This window comes from Candidatus Woesearchaeota archaeon, assembly GCA_016187565.1.
In the GTDB taxonomy this organism is placed as follows: Archaea; Nanobdellota; Nanobdellia; order Woesearchaeales; family JACPJR01; genus JACPJR01.
The window spans coordinates 88,014-104,138 of record JACPJR010000015.1 but is presented as its reverse complement, the minus strand read 5'-3'; the positions used below and the strand labels follow the sequence as shown (position 1 = coordinate 104,138).

Below are 16,125 nucleotides of genomic sequence, written 5' to 3'. Positions count from 1 at the left end.
TAGAAGTAGCACTTCTACCGCTTCTGTATTGCTGTACTACCCACTTTCTTTTTTTTCATTCAATTTTTCCATTTAAATCACCAAAAGTGCAGAAATCTCGGCTTATTATTAAAGTGTAAACTAATAATCAAATTAAACATGGAGCTGATTTGAGAGAAACATTTATATATCTAAACTGATCTATTCAAGGAAAACCTTCTTAAGGGGTTCTTTAAAATAAGAAGAAATAACAAACAGATTCAATATGGGGTGACATACACATGAAAGCAGGCGAAGTAGCATTTATTGTGGGGATTGCCGTTGCTATTTTAGCAGGTATTTTCCTCAACCCGGCACAGTCCGGCACAACCGTTCTCGGATGGATGGCATTGGCATTAGTCGTTTTGGGACTCATTGTAGGGTTCTTGAACGTAACCGAGAACGAAACCCAGGGCTTTTTGATCGCTGGTATTGCTTTGATGGCAACCGGCATTAGTGGTGGAGTCTTACAACTGATTCCCTACATCGGCTCAGCCCTGAATGCAATTGTTCTTAACCTTGCCGTCTTTGTCGCACCTGCGGTAATCGTCGTCAGTGTTAAGGCAATTTACGGATTAGCTAAAGATTAAGTGATTAAGTCTGCAAGGACTTTTTTCTTCTTTCTTTTTATTTTTTGTTGTTCTTCTCAAAAACATCCGTCTCTTTCTATGAAGTAAAGCTTCTACCGCTGCAGTGCGACTTATGGCGGTGCGACGGTCAAAACCTCAGGTACTCGGTTTTGCCCTACTCGCCACCCCGAAGGGGTCCTGGCTCGTCGCACGCCACCAAACTTTGCTAAAGTTTGATCAACTGAGCGTAACCAGTTGTGGCGCTGACGAAGCGGGGGACATGCCCCCTTCGGGGTGCTTCGTAGGATTGCTCGCAAGCAATCCGTCAGCCGCCACTGACGTGGCGTGCACTATTTGATGTATTTCAACGAGGTAGTTACTTTACAGAAAGATAGCTAACTGAGTTGGTTCCTATTACTAAGGCTGCTTTCGCAATAAGGTTCGCGGGAAGGGAATGGCATCTTTGATGTTGTCCAGTTTGCAGATCCAGGCAAGCACACGCTCAACACCTAAGCCATAGCCTGCATGAGGAACACTTCCGTATTTACGTAAATCAAGGTACCATGCATAGTTTTCAGGATTTTCACCTTGTGCTTTGAGGGCTTCAGTAAGCGCAGCAACAGAGGTATCACGCTGACTTCCACCAATAATTTCTCCATAACCTTCAGGAGCGAGCATATCAAAACACAGTGCTACATCTGGATCTAAGGGATCTGCTTGCTTGTAGAATGCCATAGTTGCTTTAGGGTAATGGGTTACCACAAGAGGTTTATCAAAATGTTGCATCAAGCGTTCTTCCTCAAGGGTTCTCAGATCCTTACCAAAGGGAACATCCATACCTTCCTTTTCTTTTAAAATGCGGAGAGCCTCAGTATAGGTAATGCTCGGAAAAGGTAGAGTCATTTTTTCGAGCTTTTGTGGATCCTGACCTAGCAGTTCCAGATCTTTGCGATGCTTTTTCAGTACTTCTTGAACAAGGAAAGCAATCTCTTCTTTTGCAATGACGGTTATTTCATCAAGCCTCATCCACGCAGCTTCCATTTCAGCCATCCAGAACTCTGATAAGTGACGAGAAGTTTTTGATTTTTCTGCTCGAAAGGTCGGTGATACATTATAGATCTTCTCTAAAGAGAAGATAGCGGCTTCTGCATACAATTGCCATGATTGCGTAAGATAGGTCTTATCCTGATAATACTTTACCTCAAAAAGGGTTGAACCACCTTCACATTGATTTGGCTGTAATATGGGTGCATGAAACTCATAAAATCCCTTGGCACGAAAAAAAGTATGAATTGCTCCTACGAGCGTAGACCTGATACGCATAATAGCATTGAGTTTTCTGCTGCGTAACCAGAGATGACGGTTGTCCAAGAGATATTCAGGACTCTGATCCTTAGTAATAGGAAAATTCTCTGATGGTCCAACAATGCGGAAATCAGTAACATGTACTTCATACCCTGTTGGAGCTCGCTTATCCTCATGGATTGTTCCAAAGATTTCCACTGAAGACTCCATACGGAGAAGGGATGATTCAGCAAACTTTGGCTCGCCAACCTCAGCCTTGTTTATGACGCATTGGATAATCTGGTTATGATCACGAATAACAACAAATTTGAACTGTGCACTTCCTCGTTCACGATGAACCCATCCTCTCAGAGCGATGGATCCAGACCCTTGCTGCATTGCAGCTTCAATCGAGATAAAATCATCCATGGTCAATCACCACCGAGAGAAAGTATGCTTCTTTAAAAAGATATCTCCTGTTTAAATCTATGATCATTTTGGATATTACTTGGCCCTGAGGAGAAATAGGTAGATTTTGATGCTGAAAGACTGGTAAAAGGAATGGCAAGATATTATGCTTCCCTGGTTGATGTTTTTGTTTATTTTCCGGTGGGTAATATTCCGCTGAGAGGGGATAACATGAAGTCTGCTGACAAAGAGTATCAAACACTTGTTGATGAACAGATTCTCGTTGCATTTAAAGCTTTGAAAGTTTCAGAGTCAAGAATACATAGATTACAATCAGTAAGTGTAGATGGGAGGGTTAAAGAAGTATTGGGACTATTTACGTAGTGCTAATGTCTCCATCACTTTACTGCCATTCATCAGACTTCTCTGACCCCATAGGGGTACGTCGCATACGAGGTCCTTTTGCGCGCTGCTTGACTAATCGTGTGGCATACCCAGCAATAATATTCTTCAATTTTTTTGATGGGCTTTCAACAAAATGATGAACTTGTTGTTTATTTGCCTCAAACTTATCGGTAAATTTATCTCCATACTGTTCCATCAACTGATGGGTTATTCGTCGAATATGTACGGTCTTAATTCTTCCCAAAAGGCACCACCTGATACCGCTTCTCTCGTTTTACTGATTTTAAGGTATACGTCCCTTCCTGGAGATCATGCTGACGTGCCCACCCATGAGCAGCCTCTTCAGTAGAAAAGGTTTTTGGCCTGGTTTTTCTTCCAACATTGTGGAACAAAAAGTAATGGCCCAAATGGGTACACAATCCACGTCTCCGTTTTACGAGTGTATGAATCTTTCGCATATTTTCATCCATCCATGACAGTCATGAACGCTTCATGTTCTTAATGTTATGAACCACCATGGGATAAGGGTTCTCTTTATAAAGGTATCTTCTTATAAAGGAATGAACAGGGGGGAAAGAGCTGCTTAATTAAGCTTTTGGTGGGGCTAGTCAAACCATTCGTAACAAAATCTATATAAACTCAGCCTTCTCAGGTAGCATTATGTATGATATTATTGTAGGCAGGAATGAAGAAGATAAGAAACAACTTGGCGCCAAAGGAACTATCTTTCTCGGAAAACATTATGTCAAGATGGGGAGAACTACCTCGTTGTCAAACAGTATTTATTTGGATATGGCCCGTTCTCACGTCATCTTTATCTGTGGAAAGCGCGGTGGCGGAAAAAGCTATACCATGGGAGTCATTGCAGAAGGAATGGCGAGCCTCGACGAGAGCATCAAACAGAACCTCTCGATTATTCTCCTCGATACTATGGGGATTTACTGGACCATGAAATACCCCAATAAACAGGATGTTAACCTTCTTGAAGAGTGGGGTTTGGAAGGTAAGGGCTTAGACGTCAAGATCTTTACACCTGTTGGCTATTTTAGCGAATTTAAAGAAAAAGGGATTCCAACCGATTACCCCTTTGCCATTCGCCCCTCCGAGCTCTCATCAAGCGACTGGTGTACTACCTTTGGAATCTCCGTGAATGATCCTATGGGAGTCCTCATTGAAAAGATAATTATTCAGCTTCAAAAACAGCAGAAAGAGTATGCGCTTCAGGACATCATTACTGGGCTGCGTGAAGATCAACATAGTGATGACCATGTCAAAGAAGCCTGCATCAATCGCTTTGTCAATACCGAGTCATGGGGACTTTTTGATGAGAAAGGAACACTCTTAAAAGATCTCGCTGTTGGTGGTCAAGTAACTGTCTTAGACGTGAGTTGTTATGCCACACTGGCTAATGGATGGGACATTAAGAATCTTGTTATAGGCCTTGTTGCCATGAAACTCTTTATCCAACGGATGGTCGAAAGAAGAAATGAGGAATATGAAGAAATCCATCATGCTGTGCATTATTTTGGTGAGGAGGAAAGCAGTGGTAAGAAGGAAATGCCACTGGTTTGGTTAGTTATTGACGAGGCCCATGAATTTTTACCACGAACAGGAACAACAACTGCAACCTTTCCCTTAGTTACCCTATTACGGGAAGGCAGGCAACCCGGAATTTCGTTAGTACTTGCAACCCAGCAGCCAGGCAAGATCCATACTGATGTCATGACCCAGGCAGACACGGTTATAGCTCACCGTGTTACCGCCAAATTGGACGTTGAAGCATTAGGAATGCTGATGCAATCATACATGAGAGAAGGACTGACGACTGAGTTAGACAATCTTCCACGCGTCAAGGGCTCTGCTATTATTTTTGATGATAGCAATGAGAAGATGTACCCAGTAAGAATTAGACCGAGATTTACCTGGCATGGTGGAGAAAGTCCTGTTGCGGTAAAAGTCGAAAAGAAAGTCTTTGAGTTCTAAATGTAGGTAAATCTACCCAAGGTGTTTATTCAAATGTGTTCTATGATGATCCAGACCCCCCTGACTGACAAACCGCATTGCACAATGAACAGTCGTATTTGGTAAGCACACGACAGGTTTTTTCATTGCCTTCAGTATCAACATAGGTACAACACGCTACGGTTTCTTTTTCTTGGACATCAATTTTATCAACCTTGGTTAATCTATCAGTTGCTCTTCCATAGAGGTTTTCATTGTCTTGTCGAACAGTGCAACCACTTACTAAAGCAACAAGGAGTAGTATCATAACCATCATAAACACGGTTGACACGCGTATATTTTTTTTCATAGTACCCTCCGTTCATGTATGCTTAATAAATAATACCAACAACTATTCCTTTGATTTGATCAAAGCGTATTTTTCCTGGATCGGGTGCAAGAAGGTTATCACCTTTTGCACGGAAATACCATCCACGTTCATCCTCCCCGGTTTCAATCACCCGGTGAATGATAATCCCCTCAGCAAAGAGTGATGTATAGGAAACAATATCTCCAACAGCTATTTCTCCGGGTTTTTGAGGAACAATTTCAAGGGCATTTGCTCCTTGATCAATAACCGGGTCCATTGAGTTGGTATCGCTGAAGGTTGCCCATCTCACCTGTTTCAGGTCAATCACCACACGATCATCATAGACGAGAATCTGATGTTCTTTTATCCGATCAAGAGGACTGAGTTGTTCTGTTGCCGACTCTTGACAACCAAGAAGTATGAGAGGAAGGAAGAGAACCATTACCAGCATCATTACCCGCACGTTCATCACATCAAAAAACACTATGTTGTATAAATAATTTGTTACAAAGCCAGAAAGCTCAACCGCGGAGAGCTCTCTTTTTTGCAAGAACGCGCTTTGCTTTCGGAGATAAGAACTTTTCAAGAACCTTTGCATCCTTTCGTTGAGCAAATCTCCATAATTTTTTATCCATCTCAAGCTCTACGTCCGTTGGTCCATACTCCATGGAGATGATTGACGCAATAAACATCAACAAAAAAACCAAGGAAAAGGAAAATCCAAACGAAGGGCTAATCGTACCATACGCAGTAAAAAACGCAGAGATAATAAACCCAAACATAGCTATAAGCATAAATGACCCTGATAGCGGGGCTGCCTTAAATCCCATACAATCACCTCTCTTTTTCAGTTCTAAAGATACAATCCTATTTAAACCTTACTGCTTTAATCTCTAAGTATATATTGAGAAAGTGTTTTGCGTGCTGCTTCGCGCTTTTTCTGATGCTCGGTTAAAAAAGTGGTAAGGGTGTCAACAAGGATCTTCTTCAGTTCTCCGCTCAGAAGTTTCCCTTGCTTGTATTCCTGATAAATCCGTTCAAGTTTACGATCGTCATGCTCAAAGAATGTCAACCACTGATAGGCAACATCAATATCAGGATTCCCTCCATGCTTTCGATGCTCCTCAAGTGTATCCTTTCCACCTGAAAAGGCGTACTTCATTATTTTTTGTTTTACCTGTTGTGGGGTATCAGTAGTATAGATAGTAATGCCTTCCGAGGCAGACATCTTTCCAGAGCCTTCCAAACTTGGCAAAAAGCGCTGATGAAGGATGGCTGGTTTAGGATACCCTAATTTAGGAATAATGTCACGGGCAATGCGGAAATGGGCATCCTGATCAATGGCCAAGGGAACAAGACAGGGAATATTTTTACCTTTCAAGACTGAAGGTAAAAAACAGGGAACTGCTTGCATCGAGGTATAAAAAATCTGTCCGACATTGTGATTGTCGGTAAAACCAAAGGTCGCCTTTACGGTTGAATAGGTGAGTTTTTTTGCCACGCGTAATGCTTGGGTGTACATGGTCTTTCCATACTCAGTATCGGTAAACAGAAAGGTTTTTTTCGGCTTGAACCCCAGGGCAATGATATCCAAGGCATTCTCATAAGCCATATCATGAGTTTCCTCAAGGCTTAGTTGCGGCTTAAAGAGAAATTTTTCATCATCAGTTAATTGGAACCAGAGTTCTACATCAAAGGCATCTTGGAGCCATTTGGTGAATTGCCAGACCGTAATATGGCCTAAATGCACATGCTCAGAGGGGCCCCGTCCGGTGTACAGGAAAAAGGGATTTCCTTTTTCATATTCGTCAAGCAACCAGTGCAAATCACGATGAGAGAAAAAGATCTTTCGCCTGAGAAAGGGATGCAATGTTTTGGTGTGTCGCTTTATTCTTTCAAGAAGTTCATCAGTAATGGGCTCGGTCCCAAACTCCTTCATCAGTCGTTGGTAATCAATAGTACCGCTGACGCTCCAGGGAGTAACGGTAAACTCATGAGCAGCTGCTTTTGTCATCGCTTATCAAAAATCGAGGAGATATAAAAAACTTGTTATCATTGCTCATTATTATCTTCTTGAGTCTTCTGCTCCTTTCCTTTTGTACCGTTATCTTTGGCTTGCGCACCCGATGAAGGAGATTGCCAAAGGAAGTATGCCATGAAAGTTACACCACCGGCAAAGGAAGCAACATTGCCAACCAAAAGAATGATGCTAAAAAGTGTAAAGGCGACAAGAAAGGGAAGTGCATCCAGCAAACGCTGAAACAGAGGCAAGCTTTCAAAGAGAACATCTGCCTGCTGGGCAAATACATTATTGTTGTTTAGCTCCTGAAACCGTTGATACTGTACCTCAACCTGGGCATCGAGATTCTGCTTGAGTTTCTGCCGTTGCTTTTCTTGTGAGAGAGGGTCATTCAGCTGGAGATAATAAGCCTCTGCCTGCTTATCAAGCGTTTCCTCCACTTGTTTATGGTAATCATTGCTGGCTAAAAGCTCAGTAACTTGTATACGAATCGCTTGTTGCGTTTCTGGTGGATAAGTAGCAAAATCAGGATAGGTAAGGGCAATATAATCCTCGACACTTGGTTCAATATATGAGGACTCTAACATGGTTCTCACTTCTTCCCTGGTCATGGAAAGATCGCTGCTATCAATCTGGGCTTCAAGTAATTCACGGATCTGTTCTCTACTCAATTGCATATTGCTTTGTTCTTGGGCAAAGGATTTGATAACCTCTTTAAAGGAATCTTGATACTCATCAGGCTGTGCAGAAATCATAAATAAGGATCCAAAAAGTGCACCAAGGGCAAGAAAAAAGAACACTTTGCTCATCGCACGCCATCCCTGCGAAAAGGCACTCCAGTATCCTGAAGGAGGTGTTCCCGGAAGAACGGTCATAAAGAGCACTCCCAGAATAGAAAAAACAGCTACGGTTAATGTTAAGCGATTGGATCCAAAGACAAGAATAATAATCAGTGCAAGAACAAGCATACAGACGCCTGCAGTTACTAATGACTTTTCAAGGGGAAGTTGTTTGACGGTTAGCACAAGGGAGCTAATGCTGACACCCATAAAAAAGAGCAAGAGAAGAAGAGGAAGGAGATTCGTGGTGAGAAGTTCTTCATAGAAGGAGAGCTTGAAAACATCAATCAGGTGAAGATTAAGCATAAACAATAAGATCAGTGATGCAATGCTAAAAAAAAAGAAAACAATAATACCTACGGTAATTTTGAGGTTTTTTTCGTTCATGGTTTAGGGGAGGCTTTTCTTTTCGAAGGATGTTTACGCTGCTTTTTCTTGTGTTTTGGTTGCTTTTTTCTTCCTGCAACCATGCGTGCTAGTTCCTGAGCCTCTTCCTCAAATTCCTCTTCCTCTACCGCAAGCTCATCATCGCTCTCAATAGGTTCTTTTTCAAGCTCTTTAGCCTTTGCAAGCGCCTTCTTTTTTTGTTGTTCGAAAAAAAGTTCCATGAAACCAATAATTTTAAATAGGAATATATAAGTTTTTCTCTCTACACAACTATTCTTAAAAAATACCATGCGAAGAATTGCGGTTATTGACAAAGAAAGATGTAATCCTGTTGGATGTGGTGGGTATCTCTGTATTAAGAAATGTCCCCTTAACCGGATGGGCAAGGAAGCAATAGTTGTCGGACCAGACGGAAAGGCACAGATTAACGAAGAGGTTGCTACGGATGCATGCCAGGTCTGTGTGAATATCTGTCCCTATAATGCGATTCACATGGTTAAACTCCCGGATAAATTAACAAAACGGCCAACCCATCGTTATGGCAAAGACAGTTTTATTCTCTATAATATCCCGGTACCCCAATTTGGGAAGGTCGTTGGCATTGTTGGAGTCAATGGTATTGGCAAGAGCACTGCCATTAAGATCCTTGCTGGTGCTCTCAAACCAAACCTTGGTAACTTTGATCAACAGGCTCCGACCATAGAAACCGTCATCCAACTCTTCAAAGGAACAGAAGCCCAGAATTATTTTCAGAAAGTAAAAGAGGGAAAGATACAAATTAGCTATAAACCACAAGAGATTGAGCTTATTCCAAAAGCAGCAAAGGGTAGAGTAAGAAATCTTCTTGAAAAGATTGATCAAAAACAGAAATTAGCGGAGGTTGCCTCATTCCTTGATCTTCTACCTATTTTAGATAACGATATTGCCACGATTTCGGGAGGAGAACTTCAAAGGGTAGCGATTGCAGCAACCGTGCTGAAGGAAGCGAATGTATATATCTTTGATGAACCCTCTTCTTACTTAGATGTGAAGCAACGTATCAAGGTAGCACGATTTATCAGATCCTTAGCGAATGAAAAAACAGCGGTTATGGTTATCGAGCATGATTTGATTGTGATGGATTACATTGCCGACCTTGTCCATATCATGTATGGCGAAGAAAAGGTGTATGGTATTGTTGCCACGGTTAAAGCAGCAAAAGCAGGGATCAATACCTATCTTGACGGGTATCTTCCTGAAGATAATGTACGGTTTCGAGATCATAAGATTACCTTTGCAGCACGAGCAGGAGATGCGCGAATAAAGCCGGTTGTTAGTCATCATTGGCCTACCCTGGAGAAAGCATTAGGGCAGTTTCATCTCTTTGTTAAGTCAGGAAGCATCTACCGAAGGGAGATTGTCGGAATTGTTGGTCCTAACGGGATAGGAAAGACAACCTTTATGAAACTCTTAGCAGGTGTTGAGACTCCTGATCATGGCGAGATTGAACAAACTGCAACAATTGCGTACAAACCACAGACCTTACAAGTGAGCTCTGCTGAACTCGTCATGCAGGTCCTGCAAAAAGCAACGCAGAAGCATACCAATGATCTCATCATACCACTCAAACTTCAAGATCTCTTGATGAGGCCTTTGAATACCTTAAGTGGAGGAGAACTTCAACGAGTGGCTATCGCGCGAGCACTTGCAGAAGATGCTCAGCTCATCCTCCTTGATGAACCTTCCGCATACCTTGATACTGAACAACGCTTAGTGCTTGCAAAAATAATCCGCCAGCTTGGTGATACCAAGGAAGTTTCTCTCTTAGTTGTGGATCATGATCTGCTCTTTCTTGATTACCTCTCTGACCGCCTTTTGGTCTTTGAAGGTGAACCTGCGCGAGAGGGTAGGGCTAGCGGCCCTCATTCCATGGAAGAAGGAATGAATACCTTTTTGCGAGGGCTTAACATTACTTTCCGGCGTGATGAACACAATAAACGACCACGGGCAAATAAAGAGGATTCCCAACTGGATCGTACCCAACGGACAACAGGAAAGTGGTATTATACTTCCTGAGAGTAGGCGCAAAAGGTATTCATGTATGACTATTGCTTGTGTTTGCTATAACCCAAAGGGAGTAATAGAAAACAACAAACTTTAAATAGAACCTGTCCCTTGAGAAACAAGCATGGAAGCTGAGTTATTTCATGAATCTGGTCTGGATCGAGTGAAAACAAAGGATATGTACGATTTCTTAATGTTTGAAATCCAGAAACAGATGGTTGCTATTGATGACCTGAAACAGAATAATACGTCAACTGCAAAAGACGCTGCTGATCTTGCCATTCTTAGCCAATTATTGGCCTTTAGCGAAGGTGTAGATGATAAGCTCATGAAAGAGCGCATGGAACAGATGAAGCAGACAATGCATACGTTTTTTCAACCGCAAAAAAAGTAGTCAAAACAAATATAGCAAAAGACACAAATTTTTAGACAAAATAAGATTGGCTTTTGCTTATTACGAAAAGACGATATTGTCTATTATTTATGTCTTTGAGTATAGTCTTCTAGAAAGCCTTTTTTGGATGAAGCTTGTTCGTGATCTTATTTGAATTCCTTCCCTACTTCCTTATATGCTTCACGAAAGCTCATACCTTTTTTCACGAGCGCATAGGCCTTCTCAGTTGCATAGAGCTCAGCACTCATCGCTTCTTTAAGATGTTTTTCCTGAACACCTAACCCTTGCACAACCTTTGCTGCAATGCTTAAGGAACTCAAAACAAGAGTAAAACCACGAATAACAGGTTCTTTTGTTAACTGCAAATCACGTTGATAGCCGCTCATTACGTTGCCGATGATACCTTTTACTTGGATTTCATAACCAACAACAACGTGGTAGTTTGCCCGCATTAATTCCAGAACGTCAGGATTTTTCTTCTGTGGCATAATTGAGCTTCCGGTACAGTAATTGGCAGGAAGCACAAAAAATCCAAACTCTTTGGTAGAGAAAAGGATAAGATCGGTTGCCAGTTTATTGAGATCAGCCATTACTTGAGACAGGGTGTTGAGTACATTTGCTTCAAACTTTCCACGTGACATGCCACAGTAGATAGGATTCTCCTGGATTTTGGCAAAGCCGAGTTCCTTTGTTGTTAATCCACGATCAATGGTAACAGGAACGCCGTAACCAGCAGCGCTTCCTAGAGGATTCTGATCAATAAGCGTCATCGTTTGTTTAATCTGGCTGAGATCATCGGTCAGCGCATCAACATATGCAGAGGTCCAAAGAGAAACTGATGAGGGCATTGCGCGTTGCATATGAGTGTATCCTGGCATGGGTACACCTTTGTTCTTCTTAGCAAAGTGTATTAAAGCAGTGCATAGTTGCTGGACGAGCGTTGCTGTTTCTCCTAATTGCTCTTTCATATAGAGACGTACCATCACCAGACTCTGATCATTACGAGAGCGTGCGGTATGGATTTTCTTTCCTACCTCACCATACTTCTCCGTGAGATACTTCTCGATAGCAGTGTGACCATCCTCATCTGCTGTTGTGATAACAAACTTTCCTTGCTTGTGTAAGGCAAGAATTTCTTGTAACCCTTGCACGAGTTTTTTGGACTCTTCCTTGGTAAGAAAGCCAGACGAAACTAGCATCCTCGCATGTGCAATGCTTGCCTGGATATCGTACGGTAGAAGAACAAGATCCATAGCAGGATCATTGCCAACGGTATAGGCTTCAATCTCCTTGTCTACGGCAATACCTTTATCCCAGAGCTTCATCGTATTGCTTCCTCCACGCCAAGATGACGCTTGTCAAGGATAACATTATGGGCCTTGAGCCGAATGGCATTCAGGCGAATAAATCCTTTTGAATCTGTCTGATCAAAACCACCCTCAACATGCATGCTTCCTAGCTGTTCATTGTAGAGCGATGTTGGTGAAGTACGTGCAACACAAAGGACATTTCCTTTATATAAACTTACTGTTACCATACCATCAATGAGTTTCTGACTCTGATTAATAGCTGCCATGAGAAAGTCCATTTCAGGCGAAAACCAAAAGCCATAATAAATCAGTTCAGAAAATTTGGGCATCAACGTATCTTTCAGATGCATGACTTCTCTGTCCATGGCAATACCTTCAACATCTCGATGAGCAGCCCAGAGTATTGTTCCTCCTGGTGTTTCATAAATTCCCCTTGATTTGATGCCAACAAATCGGTTTTCAACCATGTCCATTCTGCCGATACCATTTTCACTTCCTACGTTGTTGAGGTACAGGAAGAGTTCAAGAGGATCTTCCTTTACTGTTCCATCTTGTTTGTTAACAACCTTTACCGGTAAACCGTCCTTAAAATAAATGTCGAGGAGTGTCTCTTTATCTGGCGCATACTTGGGATGATTGGTACGTGAATAGACATGCTCATCAGGAGACTTCCCTGGATCTTCAAGAATACCAGCCTCATGGCTAATGTGCATCAAATTCTCATCTTCACTGTACGGAGCTGCCATGGTCGCTTTAATAGGAATGCCACTCTGCTTTGCATACGCAATGAGATCATTTCGACCTTTGAACTGTTGCAAGAATGACGCTTCTTTCCAGGGCGCAATAACTTTAATTTCAGGGCACAACCCATAGTAGGTTAGCTCAAACCTTACTTGATCATTGCCCTTTCCTGTAGCTCCGTGACTGACATATTCTGCTTTTTCTTTCTTGGCGATTTCAATTTGATACTTTGCAATAAGTGGTCGTGCTAATGACGTTCCTAAGAGGTACCTTCCTTCATATAAGGCATTTCCTTTTAATGCTTGGAAGATGTAATTGGTAACGAACTCTTTTTTCAGGTCCATGATATAAACTTTAGTTGCACCAATCTTCTTTGCTTTTGCCTCAGCTTCCTTGAAATCCTCTTTCTGTCCAATATCAGCAAGGTAGGCAATAACCTCATATCCTTGGTCAATGAGCCATTTGAGGATAACACTCGTGTCAAGTCCTCCACTGTATGCTAAAACAACCTTTGATTTTTTTGTTTTCATCTATCCCTCACCCCAATTACTCTTACAAGACTACATTTACTCTACATAACCTCTAGGAAAAGACATTAATTTTCGTAATAATTTGTATGTCTTTTCCTAATAAGCAAAGGACATAAAGTTACGGTTATTAGTGTCCTTTGCTATAATAATAACACAACGGTTGGGCTATAAAATACATGCTCCTTAAAAAGGTTTTGATTGATAAAGGACATTGTAAACAGATTTGTTTGAAATAGGACATCCGCTCTTTTGGCCTCTATTGCCAATATTAATCGTAATGATGGTTATGGTAAAGTAAACCTTTTAAATCTATGGTATTTATTTGTTTCCATGAAACCTACTCATCTTGGAGAATTCGAGCTTATCAAACACGTAACAAAAGCAGTTAGGCATCCTGATGTTCTTATTGGTATTGGTGATGATTGCGCTGTCCTCAAGCAAAAAAATGATCCGAACAATTATCTCTTGCTGACCACTGATACGTTAATCGAGGACGTACATTTCTCGTTTCACTGGTATACACCAGAGCAGGTCGGCAAAAAAGCAATAGAAGTGAATGTCAGTGATATTGCAGCAATGGGGGGCAGGCCACTGTATGCACTTGTTGCTGCCTCATTTCCACAAGAGACGAACGTAAAAACAATTAAGAGGTTAATGGATGGTGTCTACTTTAGTGCTGAGAAACATGGCATTGCAATTGTCGGAGGGAATACTACCCAAAGCCATGCCCTTATGATAACACTAACTCTTGTAGGAGAGGTTCACCAAAAAAATCTTTGTTTACGTTCAGCAGCACAAGAAGGAGATCTTCTCTGTATTACCGGTACGCTAGGAGAATCAGCAGCTGGCTTGGCAATCCTCCAACAATATGGCCTCAAAACGGTAAAGGATAAGCGATGGGATGTGCAGCAGCATCTCGAACCAACAGCACGATTACGTGAAGGACAGGAACTTGCAAGAAAAGGCATGCATGCGATGATCGACATTAGCGATGGGCTTGGTTCTGAGATCCGTCATATCTGTACCCAAAGTAAGGTGGGAGCTATTATTGATAAAGAAAAAATTCCTCTTTCAGAAACCACCAAACAGTTTGCTGCAATACTCAACAAAGATGCTTATACTTTTGCCTTAACTGGAGGAGAAGATTATGAGCTGCTGTTCACAGTAGAAGAACATATCCTTGGTGAGTTGCAGAAAACAATCAAAACACCAGTAACCGTTATTGGAAAGATTCTTCCCAAGAGTAAAGGCGTCCATCTGCTCGATGGTAAGAAAAAAATACCATTACCGAAAGGATGGGATCATTTTAGCTAGAATGCAGCGAAAAAGCTTTACTCTCTTAAGCTAGTAATATAAGCTGTTGCCATCTGTGTATATACTTCTCTGGATCCACGTTCCATAATCGAGTGAAGGTTGGTCTGCGCAGTGGGTGAAGTTACGGTATGTCCGTCCATTAAAGAACGAACACGCTCTCTCATTCGAGGGCCGAGTCCTAAAAATAAGTTAATAGTTGTGCTTGTATGAGGTAAATTATAATCTGCTAAAACCTCATCAGCTTCAAAGTAATCTGCAACACTACGAGGAACATCCTCAAGACGAGGAGCATCCTCATCAGGACGAGTACTGCTAGGGCCCTGTCTAAAATGATCAGACAAGCGGTGGACTGCCCGTTCCAAGGTAACATCATATATTCGGAGAAGTTCAGTAGCAAGTGCAGCCTGTACTCCTGGCGATCGTCCTTCTGCTAAAAGGTCACAGATACCATTGAAAGATGCTCGTTGTATTACGGCGTTCAAATAACCATCTCTTCTTTGGGGATCTGAAATGGGTGTTACTGCTGATGCTTCTCTCGCTGAATCGTATCTCCGTAATCCCTCTGTTGCTACTGCTGCTCGTGGAGCAAGGGATGTTAAACCTGAAATCCACGCAAAGACTTTTTCATAGAAGGGATAAGGGTCAGGAGGGCTCATCATCACTGGGGAAGAAAGAAGAGTATATATAATTTTCTAATAGACAAAAGACAAAATCAGGAAGTAGCCGTATGCCATATCAACGTGAAAAATTTATCATAGGATTCTGCTGCTTCTTTGTTATGAAGGAGGACACCTAATGGTTTTTCAGTCCAGATAATGATGCCGATTTTATCATTTCGTACAATTGTTTCGGTTAACGGCTCAAAACCTATTTTTGTAAATTTATAAGTTGCTTTCGGATACTTATGTATGTTGCACCATTGTTTTAACGATTCATTAAAAATTAATCTTGCTTTAATCTGCTTTGCAGCTCTTTTTCTATGATAGTTAACCCACCACGCATCCCCCATCATTAATGATTTTATTGAAGAACCAAAGGTATGATGCTCTTTTCCTCCTGCCTCGAGAAGTTCATACAACAACTCTCTCATTCCTTTAATGCCTCGAAAGGTAATGACTTCTGGTTTTTTCTTCGATTGCTGCTGTTTCAATAATAGTGCTGGTAAGATCTGTTCAAAGCGTTCTTTTTTTTCATTGATATAGGCAACAATATGCTTCGGATTTGTAGCCTGATAATGGTTTCTTTTACCCTCTTTGACAAACGTTACAAAACCTCTGTCGATAAGTTTGTTTAAAGTCATGTGAACAACAGAGTTCTGCAATCCAGACTTTTCAAGAATGGGGCCTGCTCTTGAAGTTCCTAGCTCCAGGAGCGCAAGATATACTTTAATTTCTGCATTCGAAAGTCCAATCTCTTCAAGAATTTGTGTGTCCATAATTAGAGTAACTATTGCTATTATTTAAAGCTTTAGTTTTATCCTCCAAATATGGAGAATAAAGATTTATATGCTCTATACTTGTTATTACTTTCCCTTGATAAATAAAAATAACGA

At 41.5% G+C, this 16,125-nt stretch carries 19 protein-coding genes; 6 read left to right on the top strand and 13 right to left on the bottom strand.

Going from position 1 to position 16,125, the window contains the following annotated elements; translation table 11 throughout:
• The first annotated feature begins 260 nt into the window (after window positions 1–260).
• On the top strand, window positions 261–608 hold the full coding sequence (locus tag HYW21_05475; protein ID MBI2548773.1) for a hypothetical protein: 348 nt from the start codon (window positions 261–263) through the stop codon (window positions 606–608).
• Window positions 609–1,004: 396 nt separating this feature from the next.
• On the opposite strand, the gene asnS is transcribed toward HYW21_05475, so the two are convergent.
• The gene (asnS, locus tag HYW21_05470) at window positions 1,005–2,300 is read right to left on the bottom strand and encodes an asparagine--tRNA ligase (GenBank protein MBI2548772.1); all 1,296 of its coding nucleotides are present in this window, start codon (window positions 2,298–2,300) and stop codon (window positions 1,005–1,007) included.
• A 132-nt stretch (window positions 2,301–2,432) separates the two neighbouring features.
• Here asnS and HYW21_05465 point away from each other — a divergent pair, with 132 nt between their 5' ends.
• Window positions 2,433–2,663, top strand: a complete 231-nt coding sequence (locus HYW21_05465) for a hypothetical protein (GenBank protein ID MBI2548771.1) — start codon at window positions 2,433–2,435, stop codon at window positions 2,661–2,663.
• Window positions 2,664–2,682: 19 nt separating this feature from the next.
• Here HYW21_05465 and HYW21_05460 read toward each other — a convergent pair whose 3' ends face one another.
• Both HYW21_05460 and HYW21_05455 read right to left on the bottom strand, forming a co-directional pair.
• Window positions 2,683–2,928, bottom strand: coding sequence for a 30S ribosomal protein S17e (locus HYW21_05460; GenBank protein ID MBI2548770.1), 246 nt, complete (start codon window positions 2,926–2,928; stop codon window positions 2,683–2,685).
• Window positions 2,915–3,154: a hypothetical protein gene (locus HYW21_05455; GenBank protein MBI2548769.1), complete on the bottom strand. Its 240-nt coding sequence runs from the start codon at window positions 3,152–3,154 to the stop codon at window positions 2,915–2,917. The genes HYW21_05460 and HYW21_05455 overlap by 14 nt, the downstream gene beginning before the upstream one ends.
• Before the next feature lie 190 nt (window positions 3,155–3,344).
• Between HYW21_05455 and HYW21_05450 the strand changes: the two genes are divergently transcribed.
• A complete protein-coding gene (locus tag HYW21_05450) occupies window positions 3,345–4,667 on the top strand; it encodes an ATP-binding protein (protein MBI2548768.1) in 1,323 nt (440 codons plus the stop codon).
• Window positions 4,668–4,707: 40 nt separating this feature from the next.
• On the opposite strand, the gene HYW21_05445 is transcribed toward HYW21_05450, so the two are convergent.
• From HYW21_05445 to HYW21_05420, 6 genes are read right to left on the bottom strand one after another with little or no spacing between them, the layout of a single operon-like run.
• A complete protein-coding gene (locus HYW21_05445; protein MBI2548767.1) occupies window positions 4,708–4,995 on the bottom strand; it encodes a hypothetical protein in 288 nt (95 codons plus the stop codon).
• Window positions 4,996–5,017: 22 nt separating this feature from the next.
• The gene (locus HYW21_05440; GenBank protein ID MBI2548766.1) at window positions 5,018–5,464 is read right to left on the bottom strand and encodes a hypothetical protein; all 447 of its coding nucleotides are present in this window, start codon (window positions 5,462–5,464) and stop codon (window positions 5,018–5,020) included.
• 52 nt (window positions 5,465–5,516) lie between these two features.
• Complete coding sequence (locus HYW21_05435) at window positions 5,517–5,825, bottom strand: hypothetical protein (GenBank protein MBI2548765.1); 309 nt, start codon at window positions 5,823–5,825, stop codon at window positions 5,517–5,519.
• 56 nt (window positions 5,826–5,881) lie between these two features.
• Window positions 5,882–7,009, bottom strand: coding sequence for a tryptophan--tRNA ligase (locus HYW21_05430; GenBank protein ID MBI2548764.1), 1,128 nt, complete (start codon window positions 7,007–7,009; stop codon window positions 5,882–5,884).
• A 38-nt stretch (window positions 7,010–7,047) separates the two neighbouring features.
• Window positions 7,048–8,241 (bottom strand): hypothetical protein, encoded by a 1,194-nt coding sequence (locus HYW21_05425; protein MBI2548763.1) that lies wholly within the window; start codon window positions 8,239–8,241, stop codon window positions 7,048–7,050.
• Window positions 8,238–8,462: a hypothetical protein gene (locus HYW21_05420; protein MBI2548762.1), complete on the bottom strand. Its 225-nt coding sequence runs from the start codon at window positions 8,460–8,462 to the stop codon at window positions 8,238–8,240. Before HYW21_05420 ends, HYW21_05425 begins: the two co-directional genes overlap by 4 nt.
• A 67-nt stretch (window positions 8,463–8,529) precedes the next feature.
• Here HYW21_05420 and HYW21_05415 point away from each other — a divergent pair, with 67 nt between their 5' ends.
• Together HYW21_05415 and HYW21_05410 are read left to right on the top strand one after the other, a co-directional pair.
• Window positions 8,530–10,296 carry a ribosome biogenesis/translation initiation ATPase RLI gene (locus HYW21_05415; GenBank protein ID MBI2548761.1) on the top strand — a complete coding sequence of 589 codons (1,767 nt, stop codon included), beginning with the start codon at window positions 8,530–8,532 and terminating at the stop codon, window positions 10,294–10,296.
• A 112-nt stretch (window positions 10,297–10,408) separates the two neighbouring features.
• Entirely contained in the window at window positions 10,409–10,678 is a 270-nt protein-coding gene (locus HYW21_05410) for a hypothetical protein (GenBank protein ID MBI2548760.1), read from the top strand.
• 146 nt (window positions 10,679–10,824) lie between these two features.
• On the opposite strand, the gene argH is transcribed toward HYW21_05410, so the two are convergent.
• Together argH and HYW21_05400 are read right to left on the bottom strand one after the other, a co-directional pair.
• Window positions 10,825–12,003: an argininosuccinate lyase gene (gene argH, locus HYW21_05405; GenBank protein ID MBI2548759.1), complete on the bottom strand. Its 1,179-nt coding sequence runs from the start codon at window positions 12,001–12,003 to the stop codon at window positions 10,825–10,827.
• A complete protein-coding gene (locus HYW21_05400) occupies window positions 12,000–13,259 on the bottom strand; it encodes an argininosuccinate synthase (GenBank protein ID MBI2548758.1) in 1,260 nt (419 codons plus the stop codon). Before HYW21_05400 ends, argH begins: the two co-directional genes overlap by 4 nt.
• A 330-nt stretch (window positions 13,260–13,589) precedes the next feature.
• Between HYW21_05400 and thiL the strand changes: the two genes are divergently transcribed.
• Window positions 13,590–14,573 (top strand): thiamine-phosphate kinase, encoded by a 984-nt coding sequence (gene thiL / locus HYW21_05395; GenBank protein ID MBI2548757.1) that lies wholly within the window; start codon window positions 13,590–13,592, stop codon window positions 14,571–14,573.
• 17 nt (window positions 14,574–14,590) lie between these two features.
• Here the strand turns inward: thiL and HYW21_05390 are convergent, their stop codons facing one another.
• Together HYW21_05390 and HYW21_05385 are read right to left on the bottom strand one after the other, a co-directional pair.
• Complete coding sequence (locus tag HYW21_05390) at window positions 14,591–15,229, bottom strand: hypothetical protein (GenBank protein ID MBI2548756.1); 639 nt, start codon at window positions 15,227–15,229, stop codon at window positions 14,591–14,593.
• A gap of 56 nt (window positions 15,230–15,285) precedes the next feature.
• A complete protein-coding gene (locus HYW21_05385; protein ID MBI2548755.1) occupies window positions 15,286–16,008 on the bottom strand; it encodes a hypothetical protein in 723 nt (240 codons plus the stop codon).
• Between the last annotated feature and the right edge of the window lie 117 nt (window positions 16,009–16,125).